At 60.9% G+C, this 16,433-nt stretch carries 13 protein-coding genes; 8 read left to right on the top strand and 5 right to left on the bottom strand.

All coding sequences use genetic code 11. From position 1 onward, the window contains the following. Positions 1-73: 73 nt before the first annotated feature. The gene (locus tag ACTHND_RS04120; protein WP_440176047.1) at positions 74-2,782 is read left to right on the top strand and encodes a glycoside hydrolase family 3 C-terminal domain-containing protein; all 2,709 of its coding nucleotides are present in this window, start codon (positions 74-76) and stop codon (positions 2,780-2,782) included. On the opposite strand, the gene ACTHND_RS04115 is transcribed toward ACTHND_RS04120, so the two are convergent. Together ACTHND_RS04115 and ACTHND_RS04110 are read right to left on the bottom strand one after the other, a co-directional pair. Further along, positions 2,783-2,950 carry a hypothetical protein gene (locus ACTHND_RS04115; protein ID WP_440176046.1) on the bottom strand — a complete coding sequence of 56 codons (168 nt, stop codon included), beginning with the start codon at positions 2,948-2,950 and terminating at the stop codon, positions 2,783-2,785. Between the two features lie 90 nt (positions 2,951-3,040). After that, entirely contained in the window at positions 3,041-4,399 is a 1,359-nt protein-coding gene (locus ACTHND_RS04110; protein WP_440176045.1) for an FAD-containing oxidoreductase, read from the bottom strand. 221 nt (positions 4,400-4,620) lie between these two features. Here ACTHND_RS04110 and egtB point away from each other — a divergent pair, with 221 nt between their 5' ends. After that, positions 4,621-6,768 carry an ergothioneine biosynthesis protein EgtB gene (gene egtB, locus ACTHND_RS04105; RefSeq protein WP_440176044.1) on the top strand — a complete coding sequence of 716 codons (2,148 nt, stop codon included), beginning with the start codon at positions 4,621-4,623 and terminating at the stop codon, positions 6,766-6,768. On the opposite strand, the gene ACTHND_RS04100 is transcribed toward egtB, so the two are convergent. Then, entirely contained in the window at positions 6,752-7,558 is an 807-nt protein-coding gene (locus tag ACTHND_RS04100; RefSeq protein WP_440176043.1) for a quaternary amine ABC transporter ATP-binding protein, read from the bottom strand. The genes egtB and ACTHND_RS04100 overlap by 17 nt on opposite strands. Then, on the bottom strand, positions 7,551-9,422 hold the full coding sequence (locus ACTHND_RS04095) for a glycine betaine ABC transporter substrate-binding protein (RefSeq protein ID WP_440176042.1): 1,872 nt from the start codon (positions 9,420-9,422) through the stop codon (positions 7,551-7,553). Before ACTHND_RS04095 ends, ACTHND_RS04100 begins: the two co-directional genes overlap by 8 nt. A gap of 818 nt (positions 9,423-10,240) precedes the next feature. Between ACTHND_RS04095 and ACTHND_RS04090 the strand changes: the two genes are divergently transcribed. The 6 genes from ACTHND_RS04090 (at position 10,241) to ACTHND_RS04065 (ending at position 15,310) form a co-directional block, all read left to right on the top strand. After that, positions 10,241-10,981, top strand: a complete 741-nt coding sequence (locus ACTHND_RS04090) for a sigma-70 family RNA polymerase sigma factor (protein ID WP_440176041.1) — start codon at positions 10,241-10,243, stop codon at positions 10,979-10,981. Positions 10,982-10,985: 4 nt separating this feature from the next. Beyond that, the gene (locus tag ACTHND_RS04085; RefSeq protein WP_440176040.1) at positions 10,986-12,380 is read left to right on the top strand and encodes a coiled-coil domain-containing protein; all 1,395 of its coding nucleotides are present in this window, start codon (positions 10,986-10,988) and stop codon (positions 12,378-12,380) included. A gap of 189 nt (positions 12,381-12,569) precedes the next feature. Then, on the top strand, positions 12,570-13,529 hold the full coding sequence (locus ACTHND_RS04080) for a hypothetical protein (RefSeq protein WP_440176039.1): 960 nt from the start codon (positions 12,570-12,572) through the stop codon (positions 13,527-13,529). Between the two features lie 82 nt (positions 13,530-13,611). After that, complete coding sequence (locus tag ACTHND_RS04075; RefSeq protein ID WP_440176038.1) at positions 13,612-14,004, top strand: hypothetical protein; 393 nt, start codon at positions 13,612-13,614, stop codon at positions 14,002-14,004. A gap of 14 nt (positions 14,005-14,018) precedes the next feature. Further along, complete coding sequence (locus ACTHND_RS04070; protein ID WP_440176037.1) at positions 14,019-14,741, top strand: C39 family peptidase; 723 nt, start codon at positions 14,019-14,021, stop codon at positions 14,739-14,741. Between the two features lie 8 nt (positions 14,742-14,749). Then, positions 14,750-15,310, top strand: coding sequence for a hypothetical protein (locus tag ACTHND_RS04065; protein WP_440176036.1), 561 nt, complete (start codon positions 14,750-14,752; stop codon positions 15,308-15,310). Here the strand turns inward: ACTHND_RS04065 and ACTHND_RS04060 are convergent. Next, positions 15,304-16,422: a M14 family metallopeptidase gene (locus ACTHND_RS04060; RefSeq protein WP_440176035.1), complete on the bottom strand. Its 1,119-nt coding sequence runs from the start codon at positions 16,420-16,422 to the stop codon at positions 15,304-15,306. The two genes, ACTHND_RS04065 and ACTHND_RS04060, sit on opposite strands and share 7 nt — an antisense overlap. Between the last annotated feature and the right edge of the window lie 11 nt (positions 16,423-16,433).

Genomic DNA, 16,433 nt, shown 5'->3' with positions numbered 1-16,433 from the left:
GACGATCCTTCGCTTTAGATGATACCGCTAACACAACCATATCCAAGACCATAAAAAACAGAGGAAATGCCCAATGAACCGTCGCGTCACTTTCGCGGGCCGCCTTCTGGCGTCCGCCGCCCCGCTGGCCCTCGCCCTGATCCTTTCCCAGCCCGTCCACGCCGCCACGCCAGATGCCTGTGTATCCACCGCTTGCGCTTTTCTCGATAAAAGCCTGACGCCGGAAGCACGGGCCAAAGACCTGGTGTCGCGCATGACGCTGGAGGAAAAAGCGGCGCAGATGCAGGATAATGCCCCGGCCATTCCGCGCCTTGGGCTCAAGCGCTACGGCTGGTGGAACGAAGTGCTGCATGGCGTGGCCCGCGCCGGCGACGCCACCGTCTATCCGCAGGCGATCGGTCTGGCCGCGACCTGGGATACCGCCCTGATGGGCCGGATCGGCGACGCCATCGCCACCGAAGGCCGCGCCAGCCACAATGCCGCCCTGGCCCGCGATCCGTCCGGCACCGACCGGTATTTCGGTGTCAACTACTGGTCGCCCAATATCAATATCTTCCGCGATCCGCGCTGGGGCCGCGGCCAGGAAACCTATGGCGAAGACCCGTTCCTGACCGGCCATATGGCGGTCAGCTTCATCCACGGCATCCAGGGCGATAATCCGCTGCTCTACAAGGGCGTGGCCACGCCGAAGCACTTCGCTGTCCATTCGGGCCCGGAACCCTTGCGCCACGGTTTCAATGTCGATGCCTCGCCCTTCGATCTGGAAGACACCTATCTGCCGGCCTTCCGCTCGGCCATTGTCGACGGCAAGGCCGATTCGCTGATGTGCGCCTATAACGCCATCGACGGCTATCCCGCCTGCGAAAGCCCGCTGCTGCAAAATCGCCTGCGCGGCGACTGGGGCTTCAAGGGCTTTATCGTCACCGACTGCGATTCCATCGACGACATGGTGACCGGCCACAAGAAATACCCCGACGCGGCATCAGCCTCGGCGGCGGCGATCAAGGCCGGGGCCGATCTCGATTGCGGCACCACCTACAAGGCCATTCCGGAAGCCGTTCAGCGCGGCCTGATCGCGCAGGCCGATCTTGATGTGTCGCTGGAACGCCTGATGGCGGCACGTATCCGCATGGGGCTGATCGACGGCAGCCCCTATGACCAGATTCCCGCCAGCGAAATCAACTCGTCCGCTCATCGCGCCCTGGCCCTGAAGACGGCCGAGGAATCGATGGTGCTGCTCTCCAATAAAGGCAATGCCCTGCCCCTGAAAGGCACGGAAAAGATCGCCGTCATCGGCCCGAATGCGCAACTGCTGCAAAGCCTGGAGGGCAACTATACCGGCGCGCCGGTCGATCCGTCCTATCCGCTCGATGCCCTGAAAACCGCGTTCGGCGCCGCCAATGTCTCTTACGCCGCCGGCGCGCCCCTGACCGAAGGCATGCGCACGCCGGTGCCGACGACCTTCCTGAAAACCTCTGCCGGCAGCGCCGAAAACGGCCTAAAGGGCGAGTATTTCGATAACCTCACCTTCGCTGGCGCACCGAAGATGACGCGCACCGATCCGGTGATCAATTTCGACTTTTACCGCACCGCACCGGCAGGCTTCCAACCGCTCGGCTTCAGCATCCGCTGGACCGGCGTCATCACCCCGCCGGCGCCGGGCAAATACCAGATCGGCTTCCGGATGCAGACGCCGCGTCCTGGCCAGCCGGCGCCAGACGTCAAGGTGTGGATCGACGGCAAGCTGGTGGTGACGCCGGAACTTTCCGCTGCCGCCGGTCGTGACGAAGCCTATTGCGGCGGGGCCTGCGCCAAACCGCCCATGGCGCCGGTCGCCTATGAATTCACCGACACAAAACCGCATGATATCCGTATCGAATATGTCCGCACGGTCGAGGATCGCGCGTCGTCGCTCGACTGGATTGCCCCCGTCCAGCCCCTGATCGACGGCGCCGTTGAAACGGCGAAACAGAGCGATACCGTGGTGGCCTTTGTCGGCCTGTCGCCTGATCTCGAAGGCGAGGAAATGGCCGTCAGCTTCCCCGGTTTCAAGGGCGGCGACCGTACCTCGCTCGCCCTGCCGGAAGCGCAGCAAAAGATGCTGGAAGCCGTCAAGGCGACCGGAAAAAAGCTGGTGGTCGTCTACATGACCGGCGGCGCGATTTCCGATCCGTGGGTGTCGGAAAACGCCGATGCCGTACTCCAGGCCTGGTATCCCGGTGAAGCCGGCGGCGAGGCCATCGCCAACACACTGACAGGTAAGAACAATCCCGGCGGCCGCCTGCCCTATACCATCTACCGCGATGTGGCCGATCTGCCTTCATTTGAGGACTACTCTATGAAGGGCCGCACCTACCGCTACTTCAAGGGCCAGGTGCTTTATCCCTTCGGTCACGGCTTGAGCTACACAAGCTTCACATATGACACGCCGGTGCTCTCCGCCAAAACCCTCAAGGCGGGCGATACTGCCACGGCCAGCGTCACGGTGCGCAACAGCGGCAAACAGGATGGCGACGAGGTGGTTCAGCTCTATCTGGCCAAGCCGGGAGACACGGCCAATCCGGTGCTCGCCGGCTTTACGCGGGTGTCGCTGAAAGCCGGTGAAAGCCGCACGGTGTCCCTGCCGCTTGATGCACGCACCCTGTCGCAGGTCGGCCAGGACGGCAGCCGCAAGGTGCTGCCGGGCGACTACATTGTCAGTCTCGGCGGCGGCCAGCCCGCTTTCAGCCAAACCGTTTCCGACAAGCTGACCGTCACCGGAACCGCCGTCCTGCCGAAATAATCAGCCGGCCTTTTGGGGGTCGTCGTCGGGTTCCTCGTCGACGCGGCCCCTGAATACCGACTGGCCATCCAGTTCATTGGCCGGCCGAGGAATGGCCACCGTATTGCGGTCGCTGTCGAGCGCGGGCGTGCCGCCGGAAGGCGGGTTGGATTTCTTTTGTTCAGTCATGGCAGCCTCCTTTATGGAGGCCCATCCTAACGCGCCGGCCATAAATATCCGGACAGGATCGGCGGCGCGATCATAAGTCTTCGGCAAACCTCAGGCGGGTTTCAGCCCCTTCAGTACCGTAGGCCACAGTTCGGAAACCGTCGGGTGGATAGGCACCGCCCATTGCAGCACATCAAAGGCGACGCCGGCATTCATCATGTCGAGCACGCCGTGGATGGCCTCGTCGCCGCCGGTGCCCAGGATGGCGGCACCAAGAATTTTCCGGCTGTCGGCATCGACGACAACCTTCATGAAGCCTTTGGTTTCGCCCTTCTCGACCGCCCGGCCGACGCGCGTCATGGGCCGCGTACTGACCAGGACTTTGTGGCCAGCCTTTTCCGCCTCGGTCACGCCGATCCCGACCCGGCCAAGCGGCGGATCGATATAGAGGGCATAACCCAAAATCCGGTCGCTGACCTTGCGGCTTTCGCCATCGAGCAGATTGGCGGCGATGATCTCGAAATCATTGAAGGCGGTATGGGTAAAGGCGCCTTTGCCGTTGCAGTCGCCCATGGCCCAGATGCCCGGCACACTGGTCTGCAGGTCGTCGCCAACCTCGATGTAGCCGCGCGCGTCAAGCCTGATGCCGGCGGCCTCAACGCCGAGATCATCCGTATTGGGCCTGCGGCCGGTGGCCACCAGCAGGTCGGAACCGGTCACCTCGCCGTCTGACAGGCGCACGGTGATACCATCGCCGCCGTGCGACACATCATGGATATCCACGCCGGTACGCACGCTGATGCCCTCGTCTTCCAGTATCCCGCGGATGGCCTCGGAAATATCCGAATCCTCGCGGGCGACCAGATGCGCGCCCTTTTCGATCACCGTCACCTGCGCGCCGAAGCGCCGGTACATCTGGGCAAATTCCAGCCCGATATAGCTGCCGCCGAGAATGATCAGATGTTCGGGTACACGGTCAAGCGTCACGATAGAGCTATTGGTCAAATAGGGCACCTCAGCCAGACTCGGAATCGGCGGCACCGCCGCCCGGCCGCCAACATTGAGAAAAATCTTCGGGGCGGAAATCTGTTCATCACCGACCTGCAAGGTGGTGGCGTTCTGAAAGCGGGCATGACCCGTCATCACCGTCACGGTCTTCATGCCATGCAGCCAGTTCTCGACGCCGCTGCGGGCATCCAGCGTTACCTTATGGGCGCGCGCCGCCACGGCCTTCATATCGATGCAGACATCGCCGGTCATCACGCCGAAATCCGCGCCGCGCCGCGTCTGATGAGCGGCATAGGCGCTGGCCACCAACGCCTTGGTCGGCATACAGCCGGTATTGACGCAGGTGCCGCCGAAGAATTTTCGCTCGACGACGCAGACCGCTTGCCCGGCCGCGCTGAGACGTTCAGCCAGTGACGGACCGGCCTGGCCGGCCCCGATGATAATGGCGTCAAAGGTTTTCATGGCGGCTCCTGCATTTTCGCTGATCGTTACGCCTGGTAGAATAAAAATACAGCCGGAAATCAAAAACCGTGATCAAGGTATGCCAGAACCTGTCAGCAGTGAACAATAGCACTCTGGCAAGTCTCCAGCGCCCGCCCATCTTAAACGCAGGAAGCGCGTACCTGCTCATTTAAAACTTATAATTTCCAGACGATAGTCAGCCACAAAACAAGGGCCCGCCAATGGATACCGTTCACTACCCGACACCGGATGTAACGACCGAACACCGGCCGCTGGCCTGCGCCTTCACGAAAATGCGTTCCCATACCCTGGCCCTGATCAGGCCCCTTTCGCCTGAAGATATGGTTGTCCAGTCCATGCCCGACGCCAGCCCGGTCAAGTGGCACCTGGCGCACACCACCTGGTTTTTCGAGACCTTTCTGCTGAAGGGCCAGCCCGGTTACAAGCTGTTCGATCCGGACTATGCCTATCTCTTCAACTCCTATTATGAGGCGCTCGGCCCGCGCCAGCCCAGGGCGCAACGCGGCCTGCTGACCCGGCCGCCGCTCGCCGATATCCTGGCCTATCGCGCCCATATCGATCAGGCGATGAACCATCTGCTGCAATCCGATCTGCCGGCTGAAACTCAAGACCTGATCCGCCTCGGCATCGCCCACGAAGAACAGCACCAGGAACTGATCCTGATGGACGTGCTGCACCTGCTGGCGCAATCGCCGCTGAAACCGGCCTACTGTCCGCGCACCCCGGCGGATGCTGGCGGCAGGCCGGGACGTTTCCAACTTCGGCCCGGCGGCCTGGTCGATATCGGACACGCAGGCACAGGCTTCGCCTTCGATAATGAAGCCCCGCGTCACCGTACCTGGCTGCAACCTTTTGAAATCAGTGACCGGCTGGTCACCAATGGCGAGTGGCTGGCCTTCATGCAGGACGGCGGTTACAGCCGGGCCGACCTGTGGCTTTCCGATGGCTGGGCGCAGGTTCAGGCCCTTGGCTGGAATGCGCCCTTCTACTGGCAATCAAGTGAGGATGGCTGGCAGGAAATGACCCTGCGCGGTCTGCAAGCCATCGCGCTTGATGCACCGGTCACCCACATCAGTTATTACGAGGCTGACGCCTTTGCCCGCTGGGCCGGCGCACGCCTGCCGACCGAAGCCGAATGGGAGGCCGCGGCCGCCGATGGCGTGCTGGAACAGATGGATGACGTCGCCTGGCAATGGACCGCCAGCGCCTACCTGCCCTATCCCGGCTTCCAGCCCGGCGCCGGGGCGGTCGGCGAATATAATGGCAAGTTCATGAGCGGCCAGATGGTGCTGCGCGGCGGCTCCGCCTTCACCCCCGCCGGCCATGCGCGCCTTACCTACCGCAATTTCTTCGCGCCGGAAAAGCGCTGGATGCGGTCTGGCCTGCGGCTGGCACGGGATATCTCCGCCGGCACGACTGGCGATGTTTCTGACGACGGCTTTGCGGCCGATGTGGTGCTCGGCCTGTCCTCCCGACAAAAATCCCTGTCGCCGAAATATTTCTATGATGCTACGGGTTCCGAGCTGTTCGAGGCCATCTGCCGGCTCGACGAATATTATCCGACCCGCACCGAAACGGCCCTGCTCACCCGCATCGTCCCGGAACTGACGGCAGACATCCCCGCCAACGCCGTGCTGGTCGAATTCGGCAGCGGCGCCAGCGACAAGACGCGCCTGCTGCTCGATGCCGCGCCGCAAATCACCGGTTATGTGCCGATCGATATCAGCGAGGACGCCCTGCGCCAGGCTACATTGCGCCTTAAGGCTGCGTACCCGAAGCTGGCGGTGACGCCAGTGGTCGGCGACTTTACGAGCGATGTTCAACTTCCCAGCGCCCTGAAAGGCCGGCCGCTGATCGGCTTCTTCCCCGGTTCGACCATCGGCAACTTCAGTCATGCCGATGCGGTTACCTTCCTGCGCAATGTACGCGGGCTACTTGGCCATAATGCCCGCCTGATCCTGGGCGCCGACATGGTAAAGGACGAGGCGACACTGGTCGCAGCCTATGACGATGCGAAAGGCGTCACCGCACAGTTTAACAAGAACCTGCTGGTCCGCATCAACCGCGAACTCGATGGCAATTTCGATCCCGACGCCTTTGATCACCTGGCGGTCTGGAATCCGGTCTATGAACGTATCGAAATGCACCTCGTCTCGCGCAAGGATCAGATCGTGACCGCCGCCGGCCATGCCTTTGCCTTCAAGGCCGGCGAACGCTTCCATACCGAAAATTCGCACAAGTTCACCCCGGCGTCACTGGCGCGGCTGGCGACGGATTCCGGCTGGAAAATCGAGCGGCAATGGATCAGCCCGGCGCCGGAATTCGGTATTTTCAGCCTCGGTGCCTGATCTGCACGAACCGGGCGACGTAATCATCCGCCGGATGAGTGAGAATGTCCTCCGGCGTGCCGGTCTGCACGATCTCCCCGTCCTTCATGATGGCGATGCGATTACCCAGCCTCAGCGCCTCGTCGAGGTCGTGCGTAACGAACACGATAGTCCGCTTCAACCGCTGTTGCAGCCCCTGAAGCAGATCCTGCATGTCGGCGCGGGTCAGGGGATCGAGCGCCGAAAACGCCTCATCCATCAACAGGATTCCGGTCTCGACCGCCAGGGCCCGCGCCAGCCCGACGCGCTGCTTCATGCCGCCCGAAAGCGCATCAGGCCGCGCCTTTTCATAGCCTTCCAGCCCCACCGCCGCGATCCATTCCCGCGCCTTATCATGCGCCGTCTGACGGTCTTCGCCCCTCGCCACCAGACCGAAGGCGACATTTTCCAGCACATCGAGATGCGGCAGCAGGCCGAAGCCCTGAAACACCATGCTGACCTGGCGCCGGCGGTATTCCCGCAAGGCCCTGGCATCGAGCACCCGCACATCCACACCATCGACGCGGATATCACCGGCTGACGGCTCGATCAGCCGGTTGATATGACGGACCAATGTCGATTTGCCGGAGCCCGACAACCCCATCAGCACGCAGACCTCACCCGCCGCCGTATCAATCGTCACGTCGCGCACGGCCAGGGTGCAGCCGGTCGCCTTCAGGATTTCCGCCTTGCCGGCGCCCTGACGCGCCATATCCAGCGCTACGGCTTCTTTGCGGCCGAAAACCTTGGTGAGGCGACGCAGCTCAATCATGGCCTGCCCTTTTCCCGCCGAACCCTTGCGTGATGCGATCGAGCACAAAGGCCAGGATGACGATGCCCAGCCCCGCCTCCAGCCCCATGCCGACATCGAGCGTCTGGATGCCATTCAGTACCTGCTCTCCCAGGCCGCGCGCCCCGATCATCGAGGCAACGACCACCATGGAAAGCGCCAGCATGATGGTCTGGTTTAAGCCGGCCATTAGGGTCGGGCGCGCCAGCGGCAGTTCCACCCGCCACAGCCTCTGCCACGGCGTCAGGCCGAACGAATCGCCAGCCTCGCGCGCTTCGTTATCGACACGTTCTATGCCCAAGGTCGTCAGCCGGATCATCGGCGGCAGGGCGTAGATGACCGTGGCCAGGATCGCCGGCACCTTGCCGAGGCCGAACAGCATCAGGGCCGGAATGAGATAGACGAAGGCCGGCAGGGTCTGCATGATATCGAGCACCGGCAGGCTCAGGCTCTTGATCCAGCGCGATTTCGCCGCGGCGATCCCGACCGGCAGACCGATCATCACGGCCAGAAAACTGGCGATCAGCATCAGGGTCAGGGTCTGGGTCATCAGGCTCCACAGGCCGAGCAGCCCGATGACGAGCATCAATCCACCGACCGCCAGCGTCAGGCCAGTCCGCCGGGTGCCGGCCCAGGTCAATCCCATGAAAACGGCGATCAACAGCCACCACGGAACGGCGCCCAATAGACCATCAAGCGCCACGATGACGCTCAGACCGGCATTGGATATCGCCCGAAAGCCGGCACCATGGTCGCGCACCAGCCCGGCCACGGCGTCATTGACCGGCTGGCGGATCGATAACATCCACCGCGCCGGGAAGTTCGATTTCGCAACGGGCGCAGCGGTCCTCAGGCTGGCCGAAATCCGCCCGGCGGTCTGCGCATCCACCCATTGCCGCCACAGGTCCGGACGATTCTGCAAGAACCACATCGCTTGCGCCCGCGCTGTTAGTTTGCCATCGGCGCGTCGCACCAGGTTGGCGTTCAGGTCGTCAATGGGGAAGGTCGCCTTCGCCAGCATGGCGGCGATCGCCGGCGCTTTGGTAGCGAACCGCGTCGATACCCCATAGGCGACATCGGCCGGCGGTGCGGCGCACCCTTGCGTGTGTCGGCCATTGCGGCTCGTCAGATCGGCCCAGCAGGCGGCCGACCACGGCGGCTCCTTCAGTTGCACCAGTTTCAGCCGGCCGGCGATCGGGCTTGGTGACCAGTAATAGAAAAGGATGGGCTGTTTCTGCGCATAGGCGGAGGTAATAGCCGCATCCATGGCCGGTCCGGTGCCAGGACGAAAATCGACATAGGCGCCGGTCAGCCCGTAGGCTTTCAGCTTGGCGCTGTTGACGCCCTCGCATGTCCATCCGGACGGGCAGTTGAGAAATCGCCCCTTGTCCGGCTGCTCCGGATCGCGGAACAGGGCGACATAGCGTGGATCGGCAAGCTGGCCGACGCTGTTCAGGCCAGGCGCCGACGCATCCACCCCATGCACCATATAGTCGGGCACATACCAGCCTTCACGCGCTTCGGTGAACGGGTGGCCGATGGCGCGGACACTCCCGTCATCGGCCGCCTTTTTCCACACATCGCTGCGGCTGACCCATTCCTCGGCGAGAATCTGGATATCGTCATTAGCCAGGGCCTGTTCCAGCGTGACGGTATTGCCGGGCACCGTTTCGGTGGTGCACCCATAGCCGCGCTCGATGATCTCCTGCATGACGGCAGTAATGAACTCGCCGCTTTCCCAGTTTACCCCGGCGAATCGCACGCGGTCGGTAACGGGGCACTCCGCTTTCGCCAGGGCCGGACCTGACAGGCCGGTAAAAAGCAAGACCAGGACACATGCCCACATATGGGCCGCCGCTGTTGCATTCCGGGACACAAAACGTCTCAAGACCCGCTCCTGCCTGCCACGCGGACGCAAATTTACCGCCAAAACACTCAATCAGAGGCGTTATATATGCGCAATCACGTTTTTGTTTTTTCCCGACTTCCCCAGAATGGCGACTATTTTTTGACGCCGCCCCATTGTGATCACGATTTCAGCTTCCCGCGGTATCAACCACATCGATGTAGACGCAAGGCCGGCGACCAGCGCCCCTGAACGCCGAAACAATCGCGGCAACAAGCATATATAATCAAAAAAAGTGATATTGTATTTGAAATATATTTTATTATAAATTTATAATACTTTAGCACATTATTTTTTTATGCCATTTTAATTATTTTTATTTGGAAATAATTTTAATTTATAATAACAACTATCAAAATGAAATTAAACGCACCCTGTGGGATATGCCGCTAAAAGGAAGCCCTTCCCAACCAAAATCCCGCCTTGGCACAAAATACCCCATTTGATTGAATTTGTGATAAAATAAAGTGACTTCCGCTTGTAAAGAAACTGCGTTATATTAAGGTGTGTTAACTTATTCCGAGGCGGCGCCCTCCTCTTTGACCGCCGCGGAGCATACCGGACTCACAGTCGCGTCACGTTATACTTAGTAAAACAGTATCGCATACATGAAGTTTACCCAATTTAAGTAAATATTCGACCCAGCTTAAATCCATTTGTATGGGCTGAACCGAATATAATCACCCGGCGATCGACATCCTGGGCAGGTATTTTGTGCGCGTAATAATCCCAAAAAGCAGGAAGACGCGGGAAGAACAATGAGAGTCGATGTTAATGACTGGCGCCAGAACAGGGACCAGGCCGATAAGCCGACGCGTGACGCGGCATCCATCGCCCTTTCAGGCAACGCGCCGCAAATGACGACACATGACTCGCCCGGCAGCCAGACTTCACCAGATAGCTTCCGTGACGCAATGATCGCCCTGATCCCGGCCCTGCGCATCCAGGCCGCCACGCGCGTCAGATCACGCAGCGAAGCCGACGACCTGGTACAGGAGACGCTCACGCGCGCCTGGTGTTACCGCGCCAGCTTCCAGGAAGGCAGCAATCTCAAGGCGTGGCTCTACAAGATCATGCAGAACTGCTTCTACCACGATTTGTCGCGGCAGCGCGATACGGTGGCGGATGTAGAGGGGCGCTGGGCCGCCATGTTGAGCGTCGCCCCCTCGCAGGAATGGCGCCTGCAATATAACGACATGCTGTCCGCGCTCGATCATCTGCCACCCGACGCCCGTGCCGCGCTCGTGCTGATCGGCGCCTCGGGATGTTCGTATGAAGAGGCTGCCGAACTGGCAAATTGCCCCGTCGGCACCTTAAAAAGCCGCGTCAACCGGGCGCGGGAAAAGCTGGCCAGCCTGATCGATAACGGTGTCGATACCCATCAGACACGGCTTGCCGGAACGCCGCCCACACCCCCAGCGCCCACACCTCCGCCCCCCATGCACAGGCCATTTCGGGCGCAGGCAGTCGACCCGAATCTGCAGCCTTCCGGGGAGTAGGCACATGCGACACGCCCAAAGACACGCGCCGCCCTTAAACGTCGGTTTGCTTGCCCTGATGGCCGGCGCCGGCCTGCTCGTTATGGCCCGCCCGGCCCTGGCCGCCGACCAGGCCACAGACCAGCGCCTGGCTGAGATCAAACAGGCTCTGCAAGTTCAGGAAAGCCGACTGAACACACAAGAACAACAGTTGGCCGACCAGCAGAAAACGCTGGCCACCCAACAGGCGGAAATCGACAGGCTGCGGACGGAGCGCGATGGCTTGCTGGCCGATATCCGGGCCGGCCGCAGCGATGCCCCGGCGGGGAGCGATACGGCCGTGCCCTATGCCAGCCTTTCGCCAAATCCCAGTTCCACTCCCGGCGCCCTCTCCGGTTCGGATGCCTCCACATCCGGCGCGCCAGCCATGACCGTGTCCCAGGTCGAACCCATGCGGCCTGATCCCTTGCCGCAACAGCCGGTCGGGGCCGCACCGCCGCCCAAAAAGGTCGAGGAGGTCGCCGCCCTGCCGGAACATGTCGGGGTTCTCACCCCGAAAGGCAAACTCGTCTTCACGCCGTCGCTGGATTATGTCCGGTCCAGTTCCAACCGCCTGGTCTTCCGCGGTGTCGAAATCGTCCCTGGCATCCAGGTGGGTGTGATCGAAGCCAATGACGCCGACCGTGATTCGGCGGTCGCCACCGTTGCCATGCGCTATGGCCTGACCAGCCGGCTGGAGGTGGAAGCACGCATCCCCTATGTTTATCGCCATGACCGCGTCACCACGCTGGCGCAGCGTGACGAAACCATCAACCGCACCACCGAACTCGATGGCCAGCAGATCGGCGATGTCGAATTCTCAGCGCGCTACCAGCTTAATGAGGTCCGCCCCGGCCGCGCCATATTCGTCGCCAATGCGCGCATCAAGCCCCCTACCGGCCTCAGCCCCTACGATGTCGGCTATGATCAGTTCGGCGTCGCCACCAGCCTGGCCACCGGGTCCGGGTTCTGGGCGATCGAGGGCGGCATCACCATGCTTTACCCCAGCGATCCGGGCGTCATTTTCGGCAGCCTGAGCTACCTGCACAATGTACCGCGCGACATCAACAAGGAAATCGGCGGCGCCATGGTTGGCCGCGTCGAGCCAGGTGACGCCATCAGCGCCAGCCTGGGTTTCGGCCTCGCACTCAATCCGCGCTTCTCCGTGTCGTTCGGCTACAGCCACAGCTTCATCTTCCCGACGAAAACCCAGATTGGCACCACCATTCAGCAGTCCAACAGTCTTCAGGTCGGCTCCCTTCTGATGGGCTGGTCCTACCGCGTGAATGATCGGATGACCCTGACCAATAATTTTGAGTTCGGGGTCACCAGCGATGCGCCCGATATGCGCATGGTCGTCGCAGCACCCATGAGTTTTTAAGGGCGCTAATACTGATTTGAGCCAAAAGGCAAATCAATATTTTGCGATTATTGGACACACCTATGTATCTGGTTAATAAGGAAAAATAAATACGCAAAGCGGTACTTTTCGAGGGAACTTTTCCGGCTCGGCCCGATTTAATGACCTGAAGGACGGTCCTTCAGAATTCATGAATTCGAGGTTCACCAAATGACCAGCAAAAGCATCAAATTACTTGCGTCCGCTTCCGCCATGGCCCTTGGCCTGATGATGGCCGGCGCTGCTTACGCGCAAATCCACAATGAAGCAGACGACGGCTCGACGGGCACGCTCAATGCCTATAACGACAACTCGCTCGATAATGTCGGCAATGCCACTGCCACCGATTCCGGCAACACGACCACCAACACCGACGCTTCCAATCAGGGCAATGACAACTCGACCAACTCTGCCACACTTGGTGTGTCGGTTGCCGATTCGGGCAATACGACCACCAACACGGACAATTCCAACAATGCCGTAACCGACAATTCCAATAACTCGGTTACTGATAATTCGAACAATTCGACCAACACGGCCGATTCCGGCAACGACAATTCAATCAATACGAATGTCGCCGACTCCGGCAACGACAACTCGAACAACTCGGTCAATACGGCCGATTCCGGAAATGACAATTCCAACAGCTCGACCAATACGGCCGATTCCGGCAATACCACGAACAATACCGATAACTCGAACAACTCGACCAATACCAGCCTTGCCGACTCGGGCAACGACAATTCGAATAACTCGACGAATACGGCCGACTCCGGCAATGATAATTCCAATAATTCGACAAACACCAGCGTTGCCGATTCCTACAACGCGGACAGCTCGGGCTCTGGCAATGTCACCGATTCGAACAACACGGACAGCTCTACAAATGTCGCCTATATCAGCCTGACCAATCAGGATCTGTCGGCCAGCGTGACCGGCTCCAGCGTCAGCCTGAGTGCGGCCGATCAGGACCAGGAGGGTAACCTCACAACCGGTAATATCGTGGCACGCGGCGGTTCATACGCCAACTTCTCAGGCGTCCAGACTGCCAGCTCGAATACCGGCATCGGCTCCATCAACCAGGCCGCCACGGCCCTGTCAGCGAACGCCAATATCAGCTTCGGTCAATAGGCTGAGCGCCGGGCACGACAACACCGTGCCCGGCTCTACTTTCCGCGTGTCTCAAAGTCCGCTTTCAGAAAGTGTACCAGCCATGTCCGCCAAATATCTGCTTCCCACCTGCCTTGCCATGCTTGTCCTGACGGCGGCCCTGCCACCGACTGCGGCGCTTGCCCAGGCGGCGCCGGTTACCCCCCTGTTGGTTAGCCCGCCGGACGCCGATACCCCCACACCGCTCGCGCCTGATGAGCTGGACGGCATCAGCGCCGAAGGGGCCGTCACCAATGTCATCACCAACCAGGATCTGAGTGCCACCAACAGCGGCAACACCATTGTCGCCGGCACGGTCCAGAACGGCGACATCAATTTCTCCGGCAATGCGCTGACCGGCTTCAGCGGTGTCGGCAACTTTGTTACCAACACCGGCAATAACAACAATCTGCAAGGCAGTATCAGCGTTGTCGTGACCGGCGCACCGCTCCCCTAGTAAAGTCTTTCACCATGAAGCCCCTGCCCCTCATCACCACCTGCCTTGCCCTGGTTTCGGGTGCGCCGCATCTCGCGCACGCCCAGGCCATGCTGACCGATGGCGGCATGATGTTCTCGGTGCCCGTCACCAGCATGAAGGACATTCCCTTCCGCACCGTTGTGCGCCAGCAATATGACTATAGCTGCGGCTCGGCCGCCCTGGCCACCCTGCTGCACTATCATTACAACATGCCGGTGACCGAGGCCGAGGTCTTCAAGGCCATGTATGCCAAAGGTGATCAGGAAAAAATTCGCAAGGTCGGCTTCTCCCTGCTCGATATCAAAAACTATCTCGCCGCGCGTGGCTTCGAAGCCGATGGCTACAAGCTGACCTTCGACCAGCTCGTGAAGATCAACCGGCCCGCCATTGCCGTGGTGACCGCCGGCGCCTACCGCCATTTCGTCGTCGTCAAGGGCGCGCGCAACGGCAAGGTTCTGATCGGCGATCCGGCCGGCGGCCTGCGCACCTACAGCAATGCCGAATTTTCACAGATATGGAATGGCGTCATCTTCGCCATCCATGCCTCATCCGCCGCCAAGGTGCCCTATAACCGTGATGAGGAATGGAGCCCCTGGGCGCTGGCGCCGCTGGGCCAACCACTGGGCGACGCCTCCCTGTCAAGTTTCACCCGCGAACTGCCGCCGATCTATCAGATATCGACCATGATTAACGGCAACTCGCCCACCACACCCTGAGCAGAGTCATGACCCGCGTTCTTCTTCTCAGTCTCGTCTTCGTCCTTCTGGCCGCGCCCGCCGTGGCGCAGGAAACCGTCGTGCCGGCACAAGACCTGACCGCCAGCGTGGCGCCTTTAAGCCCGGAAGAACTGAAAGAACAGGTCGGCGGCCTGCGCACCCCCACAGGCATCGAATTCGGCCTGGGCGCCATCATCACCACCTATGTCGATGGCCAGCAGGCCCTGCAATCGCACCTGACCTGGACGGACCAGGGGGTAGTCGAGACCACGGATGGCGGCGGGTCACTCGCCGGCGCCGCCGGCGCAGGCATCAATCTCGGCGGCTCCGTACCAGGGCTCTATCTGCCCGGCGAAAATGGCGGCACCGTCGTTCTGCATGATCTGGGCGACGGTCGCATCGGCAGCGTCGTCCTCAATACCGCCGACAACCGCGACATCCGCCAGGAAACGGTCATCAATCTCGATATTCCGCAGTTACAACAACTCCAGCAGGACTATGCCGGCCAGAAGTTCCAGATGAACCTTCAGGATGCCGTGTCGCGGGCGCTGGAAAACGCTAATCACTGAAACTGGTCAATCATATCGGCCAGCGCCCTGAGGCAGGTTTCGCCCAGCGCCCGTGACCGGTCGATTGACCACGCCCGCACCGGCTCCGGCGCATCGTCGTGATCCTTGAACGGCATTTCCAGCGTCATGGCGATGGCCTTGAAGCGCTCGGCCACGGCATTGGTCGAAATCGCCAGGTTGGCGGCGCCCGGCGCCTGAATATCGTAGCCGAACCTGGTCTGGAAGTCCGGCGTGCGCGCCAGCAGGCGATCGAGATAGGCCTGATATAGCGCGCCTCGTGCGTCAGTCCATGACGGCGTGCCCTCGAAACCGGCCATAAAGACATGCGGAATTGCCTCATCGCCATGCACATCGATGGCGAAATCGACGCCGCTCTCCGTCATGGCCTGCAAAACGTACAGGATCTCCGGGCTGCGTTCCATCGTCGGCCCGGCCCATTCGCGGTTGAGATCGACGCCCGCGGCATTGGTGCGCAGATGCCCGCGCGCGCTGCCATCCGGATTCATATTGAGCACGATGTAAAAGGTGGCCGCTTCGCGCAAGCTCATCGCCGCCGGATCATTACCGGTCAGGAAGGCGACGGCGCCCTCCATCCACCACTCAGCCATGGTTTCGCCGGGATGCTGGCGTGCATAGAGCCAGACCTTGGCCGCGCCATTGCCGAGCGTAAAGAGATCGAGGTCGCGGCCATCAAGCGTCTGGCCCAGTACACGATGCGTCATGCCCGGCAGGGCCTTCGTCTTTTCTACGAAGGCGTGATGGCGCTGGCTGTCGAAGGGCGCGAAATAGGCAAACCACACCGTATCACCGGCGGGTTTGTGCCGGATCGTCAGGACGCCATTTTCATAACTTGTGTCGGTACAGAGCCAGTCGGTATTATCAGAACTGACGCGGGCGCGGTAGTTTTCCCAGCCGCCCGGATAGGCCGAGCCGTCGGCATTGGTGATCCGCAGGGTCAGGTCCATCCCGACCGCGCCATCGACGCGGAAATAGAACCACTGGTAATAATGCGAGCCGTTATCCGGCCGGATCGCCAGATCCCACTGTCCGCCTTCCCCACCCAAAACCTCGATATTGCCGCCATCGAAATCGGCTGAGAACGTGACTGACATAAAACCTCCGG

It is taken from the genome of Asticcacaulis sp. (assembly GCF_051954415.1).
Classification (GTDB): domain Bacteria; phylum Pseudomonadota; class Alphaproteobacteria; order Caulobacterales; family Caulobacteraceae; genus Asticcacaulis.
This window is presented reverse-complemented; position numbering and strand designations above follow the sequence as displayed.